Genomic DNA, 14,868 nt, shown 5'->3' on the forward strand with positions numbered 1-14,868 from the left:
ATCGAAGGAGGGCCACAAGGGCGCAACCGGGTAAGGCGACGGGTTTCTCGAATGAACATCACGTTTCTTCTGAACGGAGAGACAGTGGAGTTGGCTGATATCGATCCGACAGCCACCCTGCTGGATTGGCTGCGCGAAGACCGCGGCCTGACCGGCACCAAGGAAGGCTGCAACGAAGGCGATTGCGGGGCTTGCACCGTGATGGTGACGGATGACGAAGGCGCCAAGGCACTGAACTCGTGCATTCTGTTTCTGCCGCAGCTGCACGGCAAAGCGGTGCGCACGGTTGAAGGCGCCAGCGGCCCGAATGGCGAAGCGCACCCGGTTCAGCAGGCAATGGTTGATCTGCACGGTTCGCAATGCGGCTTCTGCACACCCGGTTTCGTCATGTCGATGGTGGCCGGGCACACGAACGGTGCAACGGACCATGACACTTTGCTAGCAGGCAACCTGTGCCGCTGCACCGGCTATGCGCCGATCATTCGCGCAGCGAAAGCGGCCGAGGAACAGCCCGTTCCGGTTTGGGTCAAAGATAAACCACCTGCAACGATTGCCGCTTCGCGCATGCTGCCAACCTCATCCGACGAATTGGCCGCCGTGTATGCCGAGAACCCGAATGCGACACTGGTCGCTGGTGCGACCGATGTGGGCCTTTGGGTCACCAAGCAACTGCGCGAACTGGACCCGGTGATCTTCCTTAACCGCTGTGATGATTTGAAGAAGATCACGCTCAGCGGTGAAGAAGTCCGCTTTGGCGCAATGGTCGACATGAATCGCATGGGCGCGGCGATGGCCGATCTGCATCCGTCCTATGCCGAGATGATCCGCCGCTATGCCAGCGTTCAGGTCCGCCATGCGGCCACCGTGGGCGGCAATATCGCAAACGGCTCGCCCATCGGGGACAACCCGCCCGCGCTGATCGCGCTGGGGGCGACGCTGCATCTGCGCAAGGGCGACGAGCGGCGGTCGATCCCGCTGGAAGAGTTCTTCATCGACTACGGCAAACAGGATCGGGTTCCGGGCGAGTTTGTGGAAGCCGTCAGCTTCCCGCGCCAGCCAGATCGCCTGAAGGTTTATAAGCTCAGCAAACGGTTCGATCAGGATATTTCGGCCGTCTGCGGCTGTTTCAACATAACCGTTTCGGAGGGCAGCGTCACACAGGCGCGCATCGCCTATGGTGGCATGGCTGCTATCCCGAAACGGGCAACCCATGTCGAGACCGCTTTGGTCGGCAAACCGTGGACGCGCAAGACCGTTGACGCCGCGCTGCCATCCTTTGCCGACGACTTTTCGCCACTCACGGATATGCGCGCCTCGGCCCTGTATCGACTGGAAACCGCCAAGGCGATGCTTCAACGGTATTTCCTGGAAGATCAGGGCGAGATCACCAATGTGCTGGAGGTGTCAGCATGAGTGTGACGCAAGCCCTGCCCCACGACGCCGCCCCTTTGCACGTTTCGGGCGCGGCGCGGTACGTGGATGACATCCCGACACCCAAGGGCACGCTGCACCTGGCCTTTGGCCTGAGCCCGATCGCCAAGGGCAAGATCACCGCAATGGATCTGTCGGCTGTCAAAAACGCCGAGGGTGTCGTGATGGTTATGACGGCAGAGGACCTGCCTTTCGCCAACGATGTCTCGCCCTCGATCCACGATGAGCCGCTGCTGTCGGACGGCACGGTGCACTATATAGGCCAGCCCGTGTTCCTGGTTGTCGCCACCAGCCATCTGGCCGCCCGCAAAGCGGCGCGATTGGGCAAGGTCGACTATGCCGAGGAAACGCCGATCCTGACGATCGCGGACGCCTTGGCCGCCGACAGCCGGTTTGAAGACGGTCCACGCATCTATGCCAAGGGTGATGCGGATGCGGCCATTGCCAGTGCGCCGCATGTGATCGAAGGTTCGTTCGAATTGGGCGGGCAGGAGCATTTCTATCTGGAAGGTCAGGCCGCGCTGGCCGTTCCGAATGAAGGTGCGGATATGCTGGTGCATTCCTCGACCCAGCACCCGACCGAGATTCAGCACAAGGTGGCCGACGCACTGGGTGTTCCGATGCACGCCGTCCGGGTCGAGACCCGCCGCATGGGCGGAGGGTTTGGCGGCAAGGAAAGTCAGGGCAACGCTTTGGCAGTGGCCTGCGCCGTGGCCGCCCGCGCAACCGGCAAGGCCTGCAAGATGCGCTATGACCGAGACGATGACATGATCATCACCGGCAAGCGCCACGCTTTCCGCATTTCGTACAAGGCCGGGTTCGATGAGCATGGCCATATTCAGGGCGTCTCATTCCACCACTATGCGATCTGCGGCTGGGCGCAGGACCTGTCGTTGCCCGTGGCCGACCGGGCGATGCTGCACTCGGACAACGCCTACCTTTTGCCGAACGCCCGGATCGAAAGCCACCGCTTGAAGACCAACACCCAATCTGCCACCGCCTATCGCGGGTTCGGCGGCCCGCAAGGCATGGTCGGCATCGAACGGGTCATGGACCATGCCGCGCATACGCTGGGTTTGGATCCCGTCGAACTGCGCCGCCGGAATTACTATGCACCCGCGCACGCCGTGGCCGAGAGCACACCGACAGAAAAACCACTGGGGCATCCCGATCCGCACGAAGACCTGACCAGCCGCGGCGCCGTTGAAATGGGTGACGCACCGGTGCGTCCTCTGCCTGCCGGCGGCAACACCACACCCTATGGGATGGAGGTCAGCGATTTCGAACTGCACGGCATGACCGAGGCGTTGCTGAAATCCAGCGACTATGCCGCGCGCAAGGCCGCTGTCGCGAAATGGAATGCCGAGAACAGTGTAATCAAAAAGGGCATCGCCTTTTCCCCGGTCAAGTTTGGTATCTCGTTCACGCTGACCCACCTCAATCAGGCGGGTGCGCTGGTGCATGTCTATCAGGACGGATCAGTCCACTTGAATCACGGTGGCACCGAGATGGGCCAGGGCCTGTTCCAGAAGGTCGCACAGGTCGCAGCGTCGCGCTTTGGCATACCGTTGGAGATGGTGAAAATTACCGCAACCGACACGGCGAAAGTACCGAACACGTCTGCGACGGCGGCATCTTCGGGAAGTGACCTGAACGGTATGGCGGTGAAGGCCGCATGCGACACGATCCGTGATCGGATGGCCGCCTATATTGCGGAACGTCATCAGGCCGATCCATCAACGGTCACGTTCTCGGATGGGCATGTCTCGGTCTCAGAAGAGCGCTACACCTTCGCCGAAGCCGCCGCACTGGCCTATCAAGGGCGCGTCAGCCTGTCGGCGACCGGGTTCTACAAGACGCCCAAGATCGAGTGGGACCGGATCGCCGGGCGCGGTCGCCCTTTCTTTTACTTTGCCTACGGCGCTTCCGTTACCGAGGTGGCGGTGGACACTCTGACCGGTGAAAACCGAATTCTGCGAACGGATATCCTGCATGACGCGGGCGCGTCGCTGAATCCGGCTTTGGACATAGGTCAGGTTGAGGGCGGCTATGTACAGGGTGCAGGGTGGCTGACGACCGAAGAGCTGGTCTGGGATGACACGGGCAACCTGCGCACGCACGCGCCTTCGACCTACAAGATTCCGGCCTGCTCGGACCGGCCGGACATCTTCAACGTCAGGCTTTGGGATGGCGAAAACCGCGAGGACACGATCTATCGTTCGAAAGCTGTGGGCGAGCCGCCTTTCATGCTGGGGATCTCGGCCTGGCTGGCGCTGTCGAACGCGGTTGCCGCCTGCGGAGACAGATACCCGGCCCTGAACGCTCCGGCCACGGCCGAAGAGGTTTGGCGCGGGGTCCAGAGGATGAAGGGAGGCACCTGATGGGATTTGACCTTGAGGCTTTGAGGGAGGCGGTCAAAACCCACGGGAAAGTGGTTCGGGTGGTCATCGCCGGGATCAAAGGGTCGTCCCCGCGCGAGGTGGGTGCTGCGATGCTGGTCTGGAAGGACGGGCAAAGCGGAACCATCGGTGGTGGTACGCTGGAATACCAGGCCGCAGAGGCCGCACGATCGCAAACAGTCGCCACGCGCCTGACGCATCACACGCTGGGACCGGACATGGGCCAATGTTGCGGCGGAGCGGTCTCGTTGTTCAGCGAAGTCTATGATCTCAAGAAGGTTGAAAAGCTGGATGATACGATCATTGCACGATCAGCATCCGGTGGTGCCGTGCCTCTTTCGGTCAAGCGAGTGCTGGCGGCAGCACGCAGTCAGGGTATTGCACCCGAAACACGCCTGATCGACGGCTGGATGATCGAACCGGTGCATAAACCGGCACGAAACCTGTGGATCTGGGGCGCAGGTCACGTCGGACGGGCGCTGGTGGATGTTCTGTCCCCCCTGCCCGATCTTGCGATCACTTGGGTCGATACCGGCCCCGAGCGCTTTCCGGACGTGATTCCTGCAGGCGTGACCGATCTGCCAGCGACGAAACCGGTCGAACTTGTGCGACATGCACCGCCCAATGCCGAGCACCTTGTGCTGACTTATTCACACAATCTGGATTTAGAATTGTGCAACAGGCTGCTTTTGCACGATTTCCGCTTTGCGGGACTGATCGGCTCGACTACCAAATGGGCGCGGTTCAGATCGCGGCTGGCGGCTCTTGGGCATCCGCCCGACCGGATAAGCCGGATTACCTGCCCGATTGGTGACCCGTCGCTGGGCAAACACCCGCAGATGATCGCCGTGGGCGTCGCAGCGCAACTGCTGCGCCCGGCCCGGCAGAATGAGTTGAAGAAGGACCTGAGCGCGTGACCACTCCATTGCTGAGCCTGCAAGGGTTGACCAAAGCCTATCCCGGTGTCGTGGCCAATGACCAGGTGTCCTTTGATATCGGTGAGGGCGAAGTTCACGCCTTGTTGGGGGAAAACGGGGCCGGGAAATCCACGTTGGTCAAGATGATCTATGGGCTGGTGAAACCTGACAGTGGCACCATGCTGTTACGCGGTCAGCCCTTTGCGCCGCCTGAACCCCGCGCCGCGCGGGCTGACGGAATTGCGATGGTGTTCCAGCATTTTTCGCTGTTTGACGCGCTGAACGTGGCCGAGAACATCGCCTTGGGGATGGAAAATCCGCCGGCCATGGGTGATCTGGCCTCGCGCATCCGCGAAGTGTCCGAAACCTATGGCCTGCCGCTGGATCCGTTCCGCACTGTCGGCGATCTGTCCGCCGGGGAACGCCAGCGTGTTGAAATTATCCGTTGCCTCCTGCAAGACCCGAAACTGCTGATCATGGACGAACCGACCTCGGTGTTGACCCCGCAGGAGGTCGAGATCCTGTTCGAGACGCTGAACAAGTTGCGGTCCGAAGGCACGTCGATCCTGTATATCTCGCACAAGCTGGAAGAGATACGGACCCTGTGTGATCACGCCACGATCCTGCGTCTGGGCAAGAATGTGGGCGAGTGTGTCCCCTCTGAGACCTCGGCCCGCGACATGGCCGAGCTGATGGTGGGAACGGCCCTGCAAACCCCGGAACGTTCGGAGCGTGAATTTGGCGCAGTGACGCTGGATGTCAGCGGGCTGTCGGTGCCTTCTCCGTCAGAATTCGGTACCGCATTGCGCAACGTTCATTTGACCGTCCGCAAGGGCGAGGTTCTTGGCATTGGCGGCGTTGCGGGCAACGGGCAGGATGAATTGCTGGGCGTTCTGTCCGGCGAAATCCTGACATCTGCCGACGCGATCAAGTTCAACGGTCAGGCGATCGGCAAGCTGGGTCCGACCGCGCGACGCAAACTTGGCGTGTTGACCGCGCCCGAAGAGCGGCTGGGCCATGCCGCCGCCCCGAACATGAGCCTGACCGAAAACGCCCTGTTGACCGGGTCGGTTCGAGAGGGTCTGGAAAGCAACGGCTTTCTGAAATGGGCCGAGACCAAGAGCTTTGCGGAGAAGATCATCGAGATTTTTGACGTCCGGACACCCGGCCCGGACAACGCGGCGCGGTCCTTGTCCGGGGGGAACCTGCAGAAATTCGTGATCGGACGCGAAGTGCTGCAAAACCCGGATGTGCTGGTGGTGAACCAGCCAACCTGGGGCGTGGATGCCGCAGCGGCGGCGGCCATCCGGCAAGCCATTCTCGACCTGGCGGCAAAGGGAACGGCGGTTGTCTGCATCTCTCAGGATCTGGATGAGTTGATGGAAATCTCGGACAGCTTTGCTGCGCTGAACGAGGGCCGCCTGAGTGCACCACGTCCGACAACCGGACTGACAGTGGACGAAATCGGGCTGATGATGGGCGGTGCCCACGGAATGGAGGTGGCGCATGTGTGATCTGTTGGGCCGCCTTCGGCGAGAGTATTTGAGAAAAGATGAAGAAGTCAGGGGAACGAGCTGATGATTGTGCTGGAGAAACGTCCTCAGCCTTCCAGGGTCTGGTCTTATGCGACGCCGTTGATTGCAGTTTTGGCGACGATGTTTTTTGGCGGAGTACTGTTCGCCATACTGGGCAAGAATCCGGTTGAGGCCATCGGCACCATCTTCTGGGAACCTCTTTTTGGTGAATTCGCCTTTTATTACCGCCCGCAGCTGCTGGTGAAAGGCGCTCCGCTGGTGCTTATCGCCATCGGTCTGTCGCTGGGCTTTCGTGCAGGCATCTGGAACATCGGGGCCGAGGGACAGTATATCATGGGCGCCATCTTCGGGGCGGGTGCCGGGCTGGCCTTTTACCCTTTGGACGCCTTCTATATCTTTCCGATCATGGTGATTGCCGGCGCCTTCGGCGGCTGGTTGTGGGCGATGATCCCCGCCTTCCTGAAGGTGCGTTTCGGCACCAACGAAATTCTCGTCTCGTTGATGCTGGTCTACGTGGCCGAGCAGATGCTGGCCTCGGTTTCTCTGGGTTTGCTGAAGAACCCCGAAGGGTTCGGCTTTCCGGGGTCCCGCAATCTGCAATCCTATGACAGTGCGCACAATGCCGAGTTGATCGCAGGTTCCGGCATGCACTGGGGTGTTGTGACCGCGTTGATCGCAGTGATCTTTGCCTATGTCCTGCTGAACCGGCACATGCTGGGCTTTCACATCCGCCTGACCGGTGAAGCACCGCGCGCCGCGAAATTTGCGGGTGTGAACCCGGCCCGGTTGATCCTGTTCTGTCTGGGTTTGTCCGGCGCGCTTGCAGGACTTGCAGGCATGTTCGAGGTTTCCGGCCCTTCAGGCGTGGTCAGCATCGATTTCAACGTGGGCTACGGTTTCACTGCCATCATCGTGGCTTTTTTGGGCCGTCTGCACCCTGTGGGCATTCTGCTGGCCGGTGGACTGATGGCGCTGACCTATATCGGTGGTGAAATCGCGCAGTCTCAGCTGGGCCTGCCTGCCGCTGCCATTCAGGTGTTCCAGGGCATGCTGCTGTTCTTCCTGCTGGCCTTCGACCTATTGACCAACTACCGCATCCGTGCGGCCCGTAACGAGGTGGCGTGACCCATGGACCTTGGTGAAATCAATCCCGTACTTCTGGTCGCTTCACTGATGGTGGCCGCGACCCCCTTGCTGCTTGCCGCGATCGGAGAGCTGGTCGTTGAGAAAGCAGGCGTTCTGAACCTCGGCGTCGAAGGCATGATGATTGTTGGTGCGATCAGCGGCTTCGCGATTTCGGTCGAGACCGGCTCGCCCTGGCTGGGCTTTGTTGCTGCTGCGATCGGCGGCGCTGTTCTATCGCTGCTGTTCGTCTTGCTCACGCAGTTTGCGCTGGCCAATCAGGTGGCCAGTGGTCTGGCACTGACCCTGTTTGGTCTGGGGTTCAGCGCGTTGATGGGGCAAAGCTATGTGGGGATCAAACCCCCCAGTATGGGCGACATCCATATTCCGCTGATCAGCGATATTCCGGTTGTCGGTCCGATCCTGTTTCAACATGACCCGATCCTGTACGTGGGCATCGCAATCACGGCGGCCGTCTGGGCGGTGCTGAAATACACCCGTCTTGGCCTGATCCTGCGGGCAGTCGGTGAAAACCACGATGCCGCGCATGCGCTGGGCTACAAGGTGATCAAGATCCGCATTCTGGCCATCATGTTTGGCGGCGCCTGCGCTGGTCTGGGCGGGGCCTATATCAGCCTGATCCGCGTGCCGCAGTGGACCGAGGGCATGACCGCCGGTGTCGGCTGGATCGCATTGGCCCTTGTTGTCTTTGCAAGCTGGAAGCCGTGGCGTGTCCTGCTGGGTGCCTATTTGTTCGGCGGCATTACCGTGTTGCAGCTTAATTTGCAGGCGGCAGGCGTTGCCATTCCCGTCGAGTATCTGGCAATGTCGCCCTATATCATCACGATCCTTGTGCTTGTGATCCTTTCGGCCGACAAGAGCAGCGCACCTGCCTCGCTGGGCCGGACCTTCCATGCCTCACACTAGGGGCCAACAGTACCAACTTGGGGAGTAACACATGAAATTCACTGCACTTCTGACGAGCGCCGCCATGGCGCTGGGTCTGGCCTCGGGGGCCATGGCCGAAGACAAGACCAAGGTCGGTTTCGTCTATGTCGGCCCGGTCGGCGATGGCGGCTGGACCTATGAACATGACAAGGGCCGGCAGGCCGTTGAAAAAGAGTTCGGCGACAAGGTTGAAACCGTATTCGTTGAATCCGTTCCCGAAGGCCCGGATGCCGAGCGTGTGATGACCCAGATGGCGCTGGAAGGCGCGGATCTGATCTTTACCACCTCGTTTGGCTACATGGACCCGACCATCAACGTGGCCAAGAAATTCCCGGACGTGAAGTTCGAGCACGCAACCGGCTATAAAACCGCCGACAACGTCTCGGTCTACTCGGCCCGTTTCTACGAAGGTCGCGCGGTTCAGGGCCACATCGCCGGTAAAATGACCAAGTCGAACATCATCGGCTATATCGGCTCCTACCCGATCCCCGAGGTGATCCGCGGCATCAACTCGGCCTATATCCACGCCAAGAAGGTGAACCCGGATGTCGAGTTCAAGATCGTCTGGGCCTACACATGGTTCGACCCGGCGAAAGAAGCTGACGCCGCCACTGTTTTGATCGAACAGGGCGCGGACGTAATCCTGCAACACACCGATTCGACAGCGCCGCAAGCAGCAGCGCAAGAAGCCGGCAATGTGATCACCTTCGGTCAGGCGTCGGACATGAGCGAGTACGCACCGCTTCCGCGTGTGTCATCGATCATCGACAACTGGGCCCCCTATTACATCGCGCGGACAAAAGCGGTAATGGACGGGACCTGGACGTCTTCCAACACCTGGGACGGTATCGGAGCAGGAATGGTTGAAATCGGCGAGATTTCGGACGCGGTTCCCGCAGATGTCAAGGAAGAGGCGCTGGCCCTGAAGGCGGCGCTTGCAGATGGCAGCTATCACGCGTTCACCGGTCCGCTGATGAAGCAGGACGGCAGCGACTGGCTGGCTGAAGGCGAAACCGCTGACGACGGCACGCTGGCAGGCATGAACTTCTATGTCGAAGGGCTGGAAGGCGAAATTCCGCAGTAAGCTGTATCGTTAAGGAACGGAAAGGGCCCGCAATCCGTGTGCGGGCCCTTTTTTGTGCTGTGCGCACCTGAAGTGCCGAACAACGAATGAGTTTACCTCGTCAGCGCAATCGAGCTCAGATCCATCACGCCCTGCCCTGCCTTCGCCACCCCACCACGCTGAGACAGGCAAACAAGACTGCGGCGACGCAGACAATCGATGGCCCCGCCGGAGTATCGAACACATAAGCTGCCCGTAACCCCGCAACTGAGGAAATCGCGCCTATTGCTGCCGCTATCAACGCCATTGATTCGGGCGATCGGGCCAGATTTCGTGCCGCTCCCGCGGGAATGATCAGCATCGCCGCAATCAGCAATACCCCCACGACCTTGATCGCAACAGCCACGGTTACCGCCAGAGACAGAGTCAGAATCAACTGTTCCCGCCTCGGGTCGAACCCACTGGCATAGGCCAGTTCCTCATTCAATGTGGCCGTCAAAAGCTGAGCCCATCGCCAAGCGATCAGCGCCACGACAAGCGCCGCGCCGCCCCAGATCACAAGCAGATCCGAACGGGATACCGCAAGAATATCGCCGAACAGATATGCCATCAAATCAATGCGGACGCCGGACAAAAACGAAACGGCGACCAGACCGAAAGCCAAGGCGGAATGCGCCATAACCCCCAGCAGCGTGTCCATCGCATAGCCACGACCCGCCAACAAAGTGACCGTCAGCGCCATAATCAACGCAACAGCCAGCGCACCGGTGAAGATCGACATCTGAAAGGTCAGTGACAGGGCCACGCCCAGAATCGCGGCATGTGCGGTTGCATCACCGAAATACGCCATGCGGCGCCACACTACGAAACATCCAAGAGGTGCCGCCGCAAACGCAACGCCAATACCTGCAAGCGTTGCACGCATCATGAAATCGTCAAGCATCATTCCGCCGCTTCCTGAGGATCTGCATCATGGTCGTGGTGGTGATCATGCTCGTGCCGGTACAGGGCAAGCGCACCGCCTGTTCCCGTTCCGAACAAGGCCCGGTATTCGGGTGCCGAAGCGACCACCGCCGGCGATCCTTCACAGCACACATGGCCGTTCAGACAAATCACCCGGTCCGAGGCGCTCATGACCACGTGCAATTCGTGACTGATCATCAGGATTGCACATCCGGTTTCGCGGCGCACGGCCTCAATCTGCTGATAGAAACTCGCCGATCCGCGCTGGTCCAGCCCCTGGGTTGCCTCATCCAGCAGCAGGAGGTCAGGCTGGTTGATCAACGCCCGCGCCAGCAACACACGCTGAAACTGCCCGCCGGACAGTTGCGACATCTGACGTTTCAACAGATCCGGGACGCCCGCTTTTTCCAATGCCTCGACGCACTGACGGCCGGAGACACGGTCGGTCAGTCGCATGAATCTCTCGACCGAGATTGGCAACGTGGGATCCACGTGCAGTTTCTGCGGCACGTACCCGATCTTCAATCCGGGTTTCAGCGATACATGCCCGGCACTTGGCCTGGTCGCACCGATGATGGCGCGCAACAGGCTGGTTTTGCCCGACCCGTTCGGCCCGACGATGGTGACGATCTCGCCGGGTTCGACAGCCATGTCCACATGGCTGAGAACAATGTTTGAACCATAGCGAACACTGAGATTCTCGACTGAGACGAGCGTCATTTTCAGGCCTTTTCGGTGCAGTCGGGGCAAAGTCCCTCGGCTTCTACAACCGTTCGCTCGATCTCGAAACCCGCTGCGCGCGCAGCGGCACCCAGAACACCTTTGGCCGGCGTGGACTGCGCCTCGGCAACAGCATCGCATTTTCTGCAAATCATGAATGCCGGCGAATGCGACGCGCCGGGATGAGAGCAGGCAACAAATGCATTCAGCCGCTCGATCTTGTGAACGAACCCGTTTTGAACAAGGAAATCAAGCGCCCGATAGGCGACCGGAGGTTGAGACCCGAACCCTTCCTCTCGCAGGCGGTCAAGAATTGCATAGGCACCAAGGGCCCGATGCTCTTGCAGCAGCATTTCCAAGACCTTGCGGCGAACCGGCGTCAGGCGCAGCCCCTCGCCCTTGCAGCGCGCCTCGGCGGATACCAACGCAGTTTTGACGCAACTCTGATGGTCATGTTCCTGAAACCCGACCGGGGCCGCCTCATCGACAGAGACAGGATTCGTATCGCTTGTCATGTTATTTCATATCATGTATTGCCACTCGTAACGTTATAAAATCACACAGAGGGTCTGATGTCCAGAAAGCTTCTTCCAGTTTCGATCACGGTTGCATTGATGGGAGGAACGGCCATCGCGGACGTTCCGAACGTCGCGGTTGATATCGCACCGATCCACTCGCTCGTTTCCCGGGTTATGGACGGCGTCGGAACACCGGCCCTGATCGTCGCACCCGGTGCCTCGCCCCATGAATACAACCTGCGCCCGTCCGAGGCGGCCGCATTGCAGGATGCCGATCTGGTGTTCTGGTTAGGAGAAGACCTAACACCTTGGATGGAAAGTGCCATCGAAACCCTTGCCGACAGTGCGACGGTCACGTCCCTTCTTGACGCGGATGGTACGGTTCTTCTGGAGTTCCGCGAAAGCGCTGTTTTCGAGGCACACGATCATGGCAGCGAAGACGAACATGATCATGATGATGAGCACATCGAAGACGACGGGCACGATCACGATGATCATGAACATAGTCACGACGACCATGCAAAGGATGATGACCACGAGCATGATCACGACGACCACGCCAAGGATGATGATCACGGTCACGAAGAACATGCAGATCACGAAAAGCACGATGAGCATCATGATCACGCGCATGGCGCGCACGACCCACATGCGTGGCTTTCACCGACGAATGCAGAAACCTGGCTGAACCTGATCGCCGCGCAGCTGTCGTCTGCCGACCCGGACAATGCTGGTGCATATTTTTCCAATGCCACAGCCGCGCGCGCTGAAATGGCCGCGCTGTCTGAACAAGTGGCCGAGACGCTTGGACCGGTTCGCGGAGGAAGCTTCGTCGTATTCCACGACGCCTACCAGTATTTCGAGGATGCATTTGACTTTCCGGCCGCAGGTGCGATTTCCATCGCCGACGCCGCGGACCCGAGCCCGGCTCGTATCGCCGAGATTCAAAGCCGTATCCGCGAAGAAGGTATCAAATGCGTTCTCGCCGAGCCGCAGTTCAACCCCGGCATCGTCAAAACCGTGCTGGACGGGACCGAGGCCAAAACGGGCGTAATCGATCCGCTGGGCTCTGATCTGGAACCCGGAGCCGATCTCTACCCGCAAGTCATTCTCAACATGGCGAGAACCTTGGCCGAGTGTCTCTAGCCCTGTTGCAAACCCGGCTCAGGTTGAGAAACTGGCCGGGTTCAACCTTTCAGGAGACGGGGCGGATCAACTCGGCGACCGAAAAAAACGGCAACCTCTTCATGCTCAACGGCGGTGCCAAGGAAACCGGGCACTGCCGCCTTTCCGACCAAGCGTGTTGCGACCAAACAAACCTTCAGGAACACGTCGCAATCACCAACGTGCTTGTCGGATCGCCTCGGAAACTGATTGGTCTCGCGCCTTGAGAAGTTCTTTCAGGAAGGTGATTTCAAACCCAACCTTTTCAGGGCTGCCTCCGCGGCCCGCGTCCACCGTTCCCGTAGGGCAGCGTTGGTGCTGTGGCGCAGGCCAAGTGATCTCAGATGCTCAAATCGTTTCGGGTCATCCTTCCCGAAAGACACCGCTACGCGTGGCCACCAATAGTCCGCTGCGTCTTGCATGTCTTGCGACTCTCCGTTTTCAGCCAGCTTCACGGCACCTTCCAACGCCAGTTCTCCGTGATGCGCCTCGATCGGTGCAATCCGCCGGAAAGCCTCGGCCAGTGGCTGGTAAGAGACCGTCGAGAACTCGGCCAGTTGCTCTGCCACGGCACGGCTCATCAGCAGGTTCATGACGACGGCATCAGTCCAACCGGAAATCGGATAATTGAACACCGCAAGCCGCATGTCATGTTCGCTGCGGGTTGCGCCGATATCCGCTTTTCGATCCAACCGGGCAGTCCACGGGTGATGCGTGGCATAACGATCCGTGTCGGCGCCGAACTCACCCATGATTTTCAGAACCCGGTCCGCATGGTCCGTCTTTTCCAGCACGATCTTCGCCGCCGCGATGCGTTCCTTTATGCCGGGGCCCTGGTTGATGACATCAGCAAAGCCTGCGGCACCTGCGAGTTCGCTGTCCACAAACGTAGCCATCAGTTTCATCAGCTCGGCGCGGTAGCGCGGGGGTACGTTGGTCGGATTGGTCAGCACTCCGCCTGCGGCCAGATAGCTGTCAAGTGTCATGGCGTCGGTCATTGATCCTCTCCCTTTACTGGTCGTAGTCCACGACCACGCGGTCGGTCACCGGGTAAGCCTGACAACTCAGCACGTAACCTTTTTCGACCTCGTAATCTTCCAGCGCGTGGTTGGCGAGCATCTCGACTTCGCCCTCAAGAACACGGCAGCGGCAGGTTGAACAGACCCCGGCCTTGCAGGCGTAAGGTGCATCCATGGCGTTTTCCAGGGCGGCATCCAGAATGGACTGATCCTTCGGCAAGGTGACGGTCTGCGTCGCGCCGTCCAGTGTGATCGAAGCACTGGTCTGGTTTGCCTGCGTGCCTGCGTCAGCCGCGTCTGCCCTGCGCCTGGCCCGACCTGGCTGGGCGCTGGCGAAGAGTTCGAACTTGATCTGGCTGTCCTCAAGACCGTGTTCCCGCAGAGCGGCGGCAATACCCAGCATCATCGGCTCTGGTCCGCAGATGAATGCGGTGTCTGCATTCTTGACATCGATCCAGTGCTTGAACAGCTCGCGGCATTTTTCCTGCGTTACCAGACCGGTGAACAGGTCAATCTCCTGCGCGTCGGTTTCCAGAATGTGGATGACGTTCAGCCGACCCATATAGAGGTTTTTCAGATCCTCAAGTTCCTCACGGAACATGATCGTGTTGATGCCCTTGTTGGCATAGATCAGCGTAAATCGGGATTTGGGTTCGCGGGCCAACGTGGTTTTGAGGATCGACAGAACAGGCGTGATCCCCGATCCGCCGGCGAAGCCAAGGTATTGTTTTTCCGCATCCGCATCGATGGGCACGTGGAAATTGCCCATGGGCGGCATCGCCTGCACGACGTCACCTATGTTGAGCTCTTCATTTGCCCAGCTTGAGAACGCGCCACCCTCGACACGTTTTATGCCAACCTGAAGAACACCGTCATCCTTGCCGGCACAGATGGAGTAGGAGCGGCGCAGTTCTTCACCGTCGAATTCGCGCCGGAACGTCAGGTACTGGCCGGCGGCGAAGTCGAACTGTTCCGCTGCGCCGTTAACGGGTTCAAGCGTAACGACAACCGCATCGCGGATGGTTTTGTGGATGTCGGTGACTTTCAGGTCGTGAAAACGTGCCATCCG

13 protein-coding genes are annotated in these 14,868 nt (G+C 59.7%); 8 read left to right on the forward strand and 5 right to left on the reverse strand.

Annotated features, from left to right (window positions below; all coding sequences use genetic code 11):
- Positions 1–51: 51 nt before the first annotated feature.
- The 7 genes from xdhA to I9184_RS18290 all read left to right on the forward strand — a co-directional run bounded on the left by xdhA (position 52) and on the right by I9184_RS18290 (position 9,436).
- Positions 52–1,413, forward strand: a complete 1,362-nt coding sequence (xdhA, locus tag I9184_RS18260) for a xanthine dehydrogenase small subunit (RefSeq protein WP_209835363.1) — start codon at positions 52–54, stop codon at positions 1,411–1,413.
- A complete protein-coding gene (gene xdhB / locus I9184_RS18265) occupies positions 1,410–3,812 on the forward strand; it encodes a xanthine dehydrogenase molybdopterin binding subunit (RefSeq protein ID WP_209835364.1) in 2,403 nt (800 codons plus the stop codon). The genes xdhA and xdhB overlap by 4 nt, the downstream gene beginning before the upstream one ends.
- On the forward strand, positions 3,812–4,747 hold the full coding sequence (xdhC, locus tag I9184_RS18270; protein WP_209835365.1) for a xanthine dehydrogenase accessory protein XdhC: 936 nt from the start codon (positions 3,812–3,814) through the stop codon (positions 4,745–4,747). Before xdhB ends, xdhC begins: the two co-directional genes overlap by 1 nt.
- Entirely contained in the window at positions 4,744–6,261 is a 1,518-nt protein-coding gene (locus I9184_RS18275; protein ID WP_171723876.1) for an ABC transporter ATP-binding protein, read from the forward strand. Before xdhC ends, I9184_RS18275 begins: the two co-directional genes overlap by 4 nt.
- A gap of 63 nt (positions 6,262–6,324) precedes the next feature.
- Entirely contained in the window at positions 6,325–7,407 is a 1,083-nt protein-coding gene (locus I9184_RS18280; RefSeq protein WP_171637078.1) for an ABC transporter permease, read from the forward strand.
- 3 nt (positions 7,408–7,410) lie between these two features.
- Positions 7,411–8,331, forward strand: a complete 921-nt coding sequence (locus I9184_RS18285) for an ABC transporter permease (RefSeq protein ID WP_171232333.1) — start codon at positions 7,411–7,413, stop codon at positions 8,329–8,331.
- Positions 8,332–8,362: 31 nt separating this feature from the next.
- Positions 8,363–9,436 (forward strand): BMP family ABC transporter substrate-binding protein, encoded by a 1,074-nt coding sequence (locus I9184_RS18290; protein WP_209835366.1) that lies wholly within the window; start codon positions 8,363–8,365, stop codon positions 9,434–9,436.
- A 124-nt stretch (positions 9,437–9,560) separates the two neighbouring features.
- Here the strand turns inward: I9184_RS18290 and I9184_RS18295 are convergent, their stop codons facing one another.
- From I9184_RS18295 to I9184_RS18305, 3 genes are read right to left on the reverse strand one after another with little or no spacing between them, the layout of a single operon-like run.
- On the reverse strand, positions 9,561–10,358 hold the full coding sequence (locus tag I9184_RS18295) for a metal ABC transporter permease (RefSeq protein ID WP_171637225.1): 798 nt from the start codon (positions 10,356–10,358) through the stop codon (positions 9,561–9,563).
- Positions 10,358–11,098 carry a metal ABC transporter ATP-binding protein gene (locus I9184_RS18300; protein WP_171637082.1) on the reverse strand — a complete coding sequence of 247 codons (741 nt, stop codon included), beginning with the start codon at positions 11,096–11,098 and terminating at the stop codon, positions 10,358–10,360. The genes I9184_RS18295 and I9184_RS18300 overlap by 1 nt, the downstream gene beginning before the upstream one ends.
- Positions 11,099–11,100: 2 nt before the next feature.
- Complete coding sequence (locus I9184_RS18305; protein ID WP_171119062.1) at positions 11,101–11,613, reverse strand: Fur family transcriptional regulator; 513 nt, start codon at positions 11,611–11,613, stop codon at positions 11,101–11,103.
- Between the two features lie 57 nt (positions 11,614–11,670).
- On the opposite strand from I9184_RS18305, the gene I9184_RS18310 reads away from it, so the two are divergent.
- Positions 11,671–12,762 carry a zinc ABC transporter substrate-binding protein gene (locus tag I9184_RS18310; protein WP_209835367.1) on the forward strand — a complete coding sequence of 364 codons (1,092 nt, stop codon included), beginning with the start codon at positions 11,671–11,673 and terminating at the stop codon, positions 12,760–12,762.
- Between the two features lie 254 nt (positions 12,763–13,016).
- Here the strand turns inward: I9184_RS18310 and I9184_RS18315 are convergent, their stop codons facing one another.
- Positions 13,017–13,778 (reverse strand): Phenylacetic acid catabolic protein, encoded by a 762-nt coding sequence (locus I9184_RS18315; RefSeq protein WP_171637085.1) that lies wholly within the window; start codon positions 13,776–13,778, stop codon positions 13,017–13,019.
- Between the two features lie 13 nt (positions 13,779–13,791).
- On the reverse strand, positions 13,792–14,865 hold the full coding sequence (gene paaE, locus I9184_RS18320; RefSeq protein WP_209835368.1) for a 1,2-phenylacetyl-CoA epoxidase subunit PaaE: 1,074 nt from the start codon (positions 14,863–14,865) through the stop codon (positions 13,792–13,794).
- Positions 14,866–14,868: the final 3 nt, after the last annotated feature.

It is taken from the genome of Ruegeria sp. HKCCE3926 (genome assembly GCF_017872515.1).
In the GTDB taxonomy this organism is placed as follows: domain Bacteria; phylum Pseudomonadota; class Alphaproteobacteria; order Rhodobacterales; family Rhodobacteraceae; genus Ruegeria.

Bases quoted from the DNA above. Each gene is read 5' to 3' on its own strand.
- I9184_RS18315 (WP_171637085.1), bottom strand. From the start codon at position 13,778: ATGACCGACGCCATGACACTTGACAGCTATCTGGCCGCAGGCGGAGTG.
- I9184_RS18310 (WP_209835367.1), top strand. From the start codon at position 11,671: ATGTCCAGAAAGCTTCTTCCAGTTTCGATCACGGTTGCATTGATGGGA.
- I9184_RS18305 (WP_171119062.1), bottom strand. From the start codon at position 11,613: ATGACAAGCGATACGAATCCTGTCTCTGTCGATGAGGCGGCCCCGGTC.
- xdhC (WP_209835365.1), top strand. From the start codon at position 3,812: ATGGGATTTGACCTTGAGGCTTTGAGGGAGGCGGTCAAAACCCACGGG.
- paaE (WP_209835368.1), bottom strand. From the start codon at position 14,865: ATGGCACGTTTTCACGACCTGAAAGTCACCGACATCCACAAAACCATC.
- I9184_RS18280 (WP_171637078.1), top strand. From the start codon at position 6,325: ATGATTGTGCTGGAGAAACGTCCTCAGCCTTCCAGGGTCTGGTCTTAT.
- I9184_RS18290 (WP_209835366.1), top strand. From the start codon at position 8,363: ATGAAATTCACTGCACTTCTGACGAGCGCCGCCATGGCGCTGGGTCTG.
- I9184_RS18285 (WP_171232333.1), top strand. From the start codon at position 7,411: ATGGACCTTGGTGAAATCAATCCCGTACTTCTGGTCGCTTCACTGATG.
- xdhA (WP_209835363.1), top strand. From the start codon at position 52: ATGAACATCACGTTTCTTCTGAACGGAGAGACAGTGGAGTTGGCTGAT.
- I9184_RS18300 (WP_171637082.1), bottom strand. From the start codon at position 11,098: ATGACGCTCGTCTCAGTCGAGAATCTCAGTGTTCGCTATGGTTCAAAC.
- xdhB (WP_209835364.1), top strand. From the start codon at position 1,410: ATGAGTGTGACGCAAGCCCTGCCCCACGACGCCGCCCCTTTGCACGTT.
- I9184_RS18295 (WP_171637225.1), bottom strand. From the start codon at position 10,358: ATGCTTGACGATTTCATGATGCGTGCAACGCTTGCAGGTATTGGCGTT.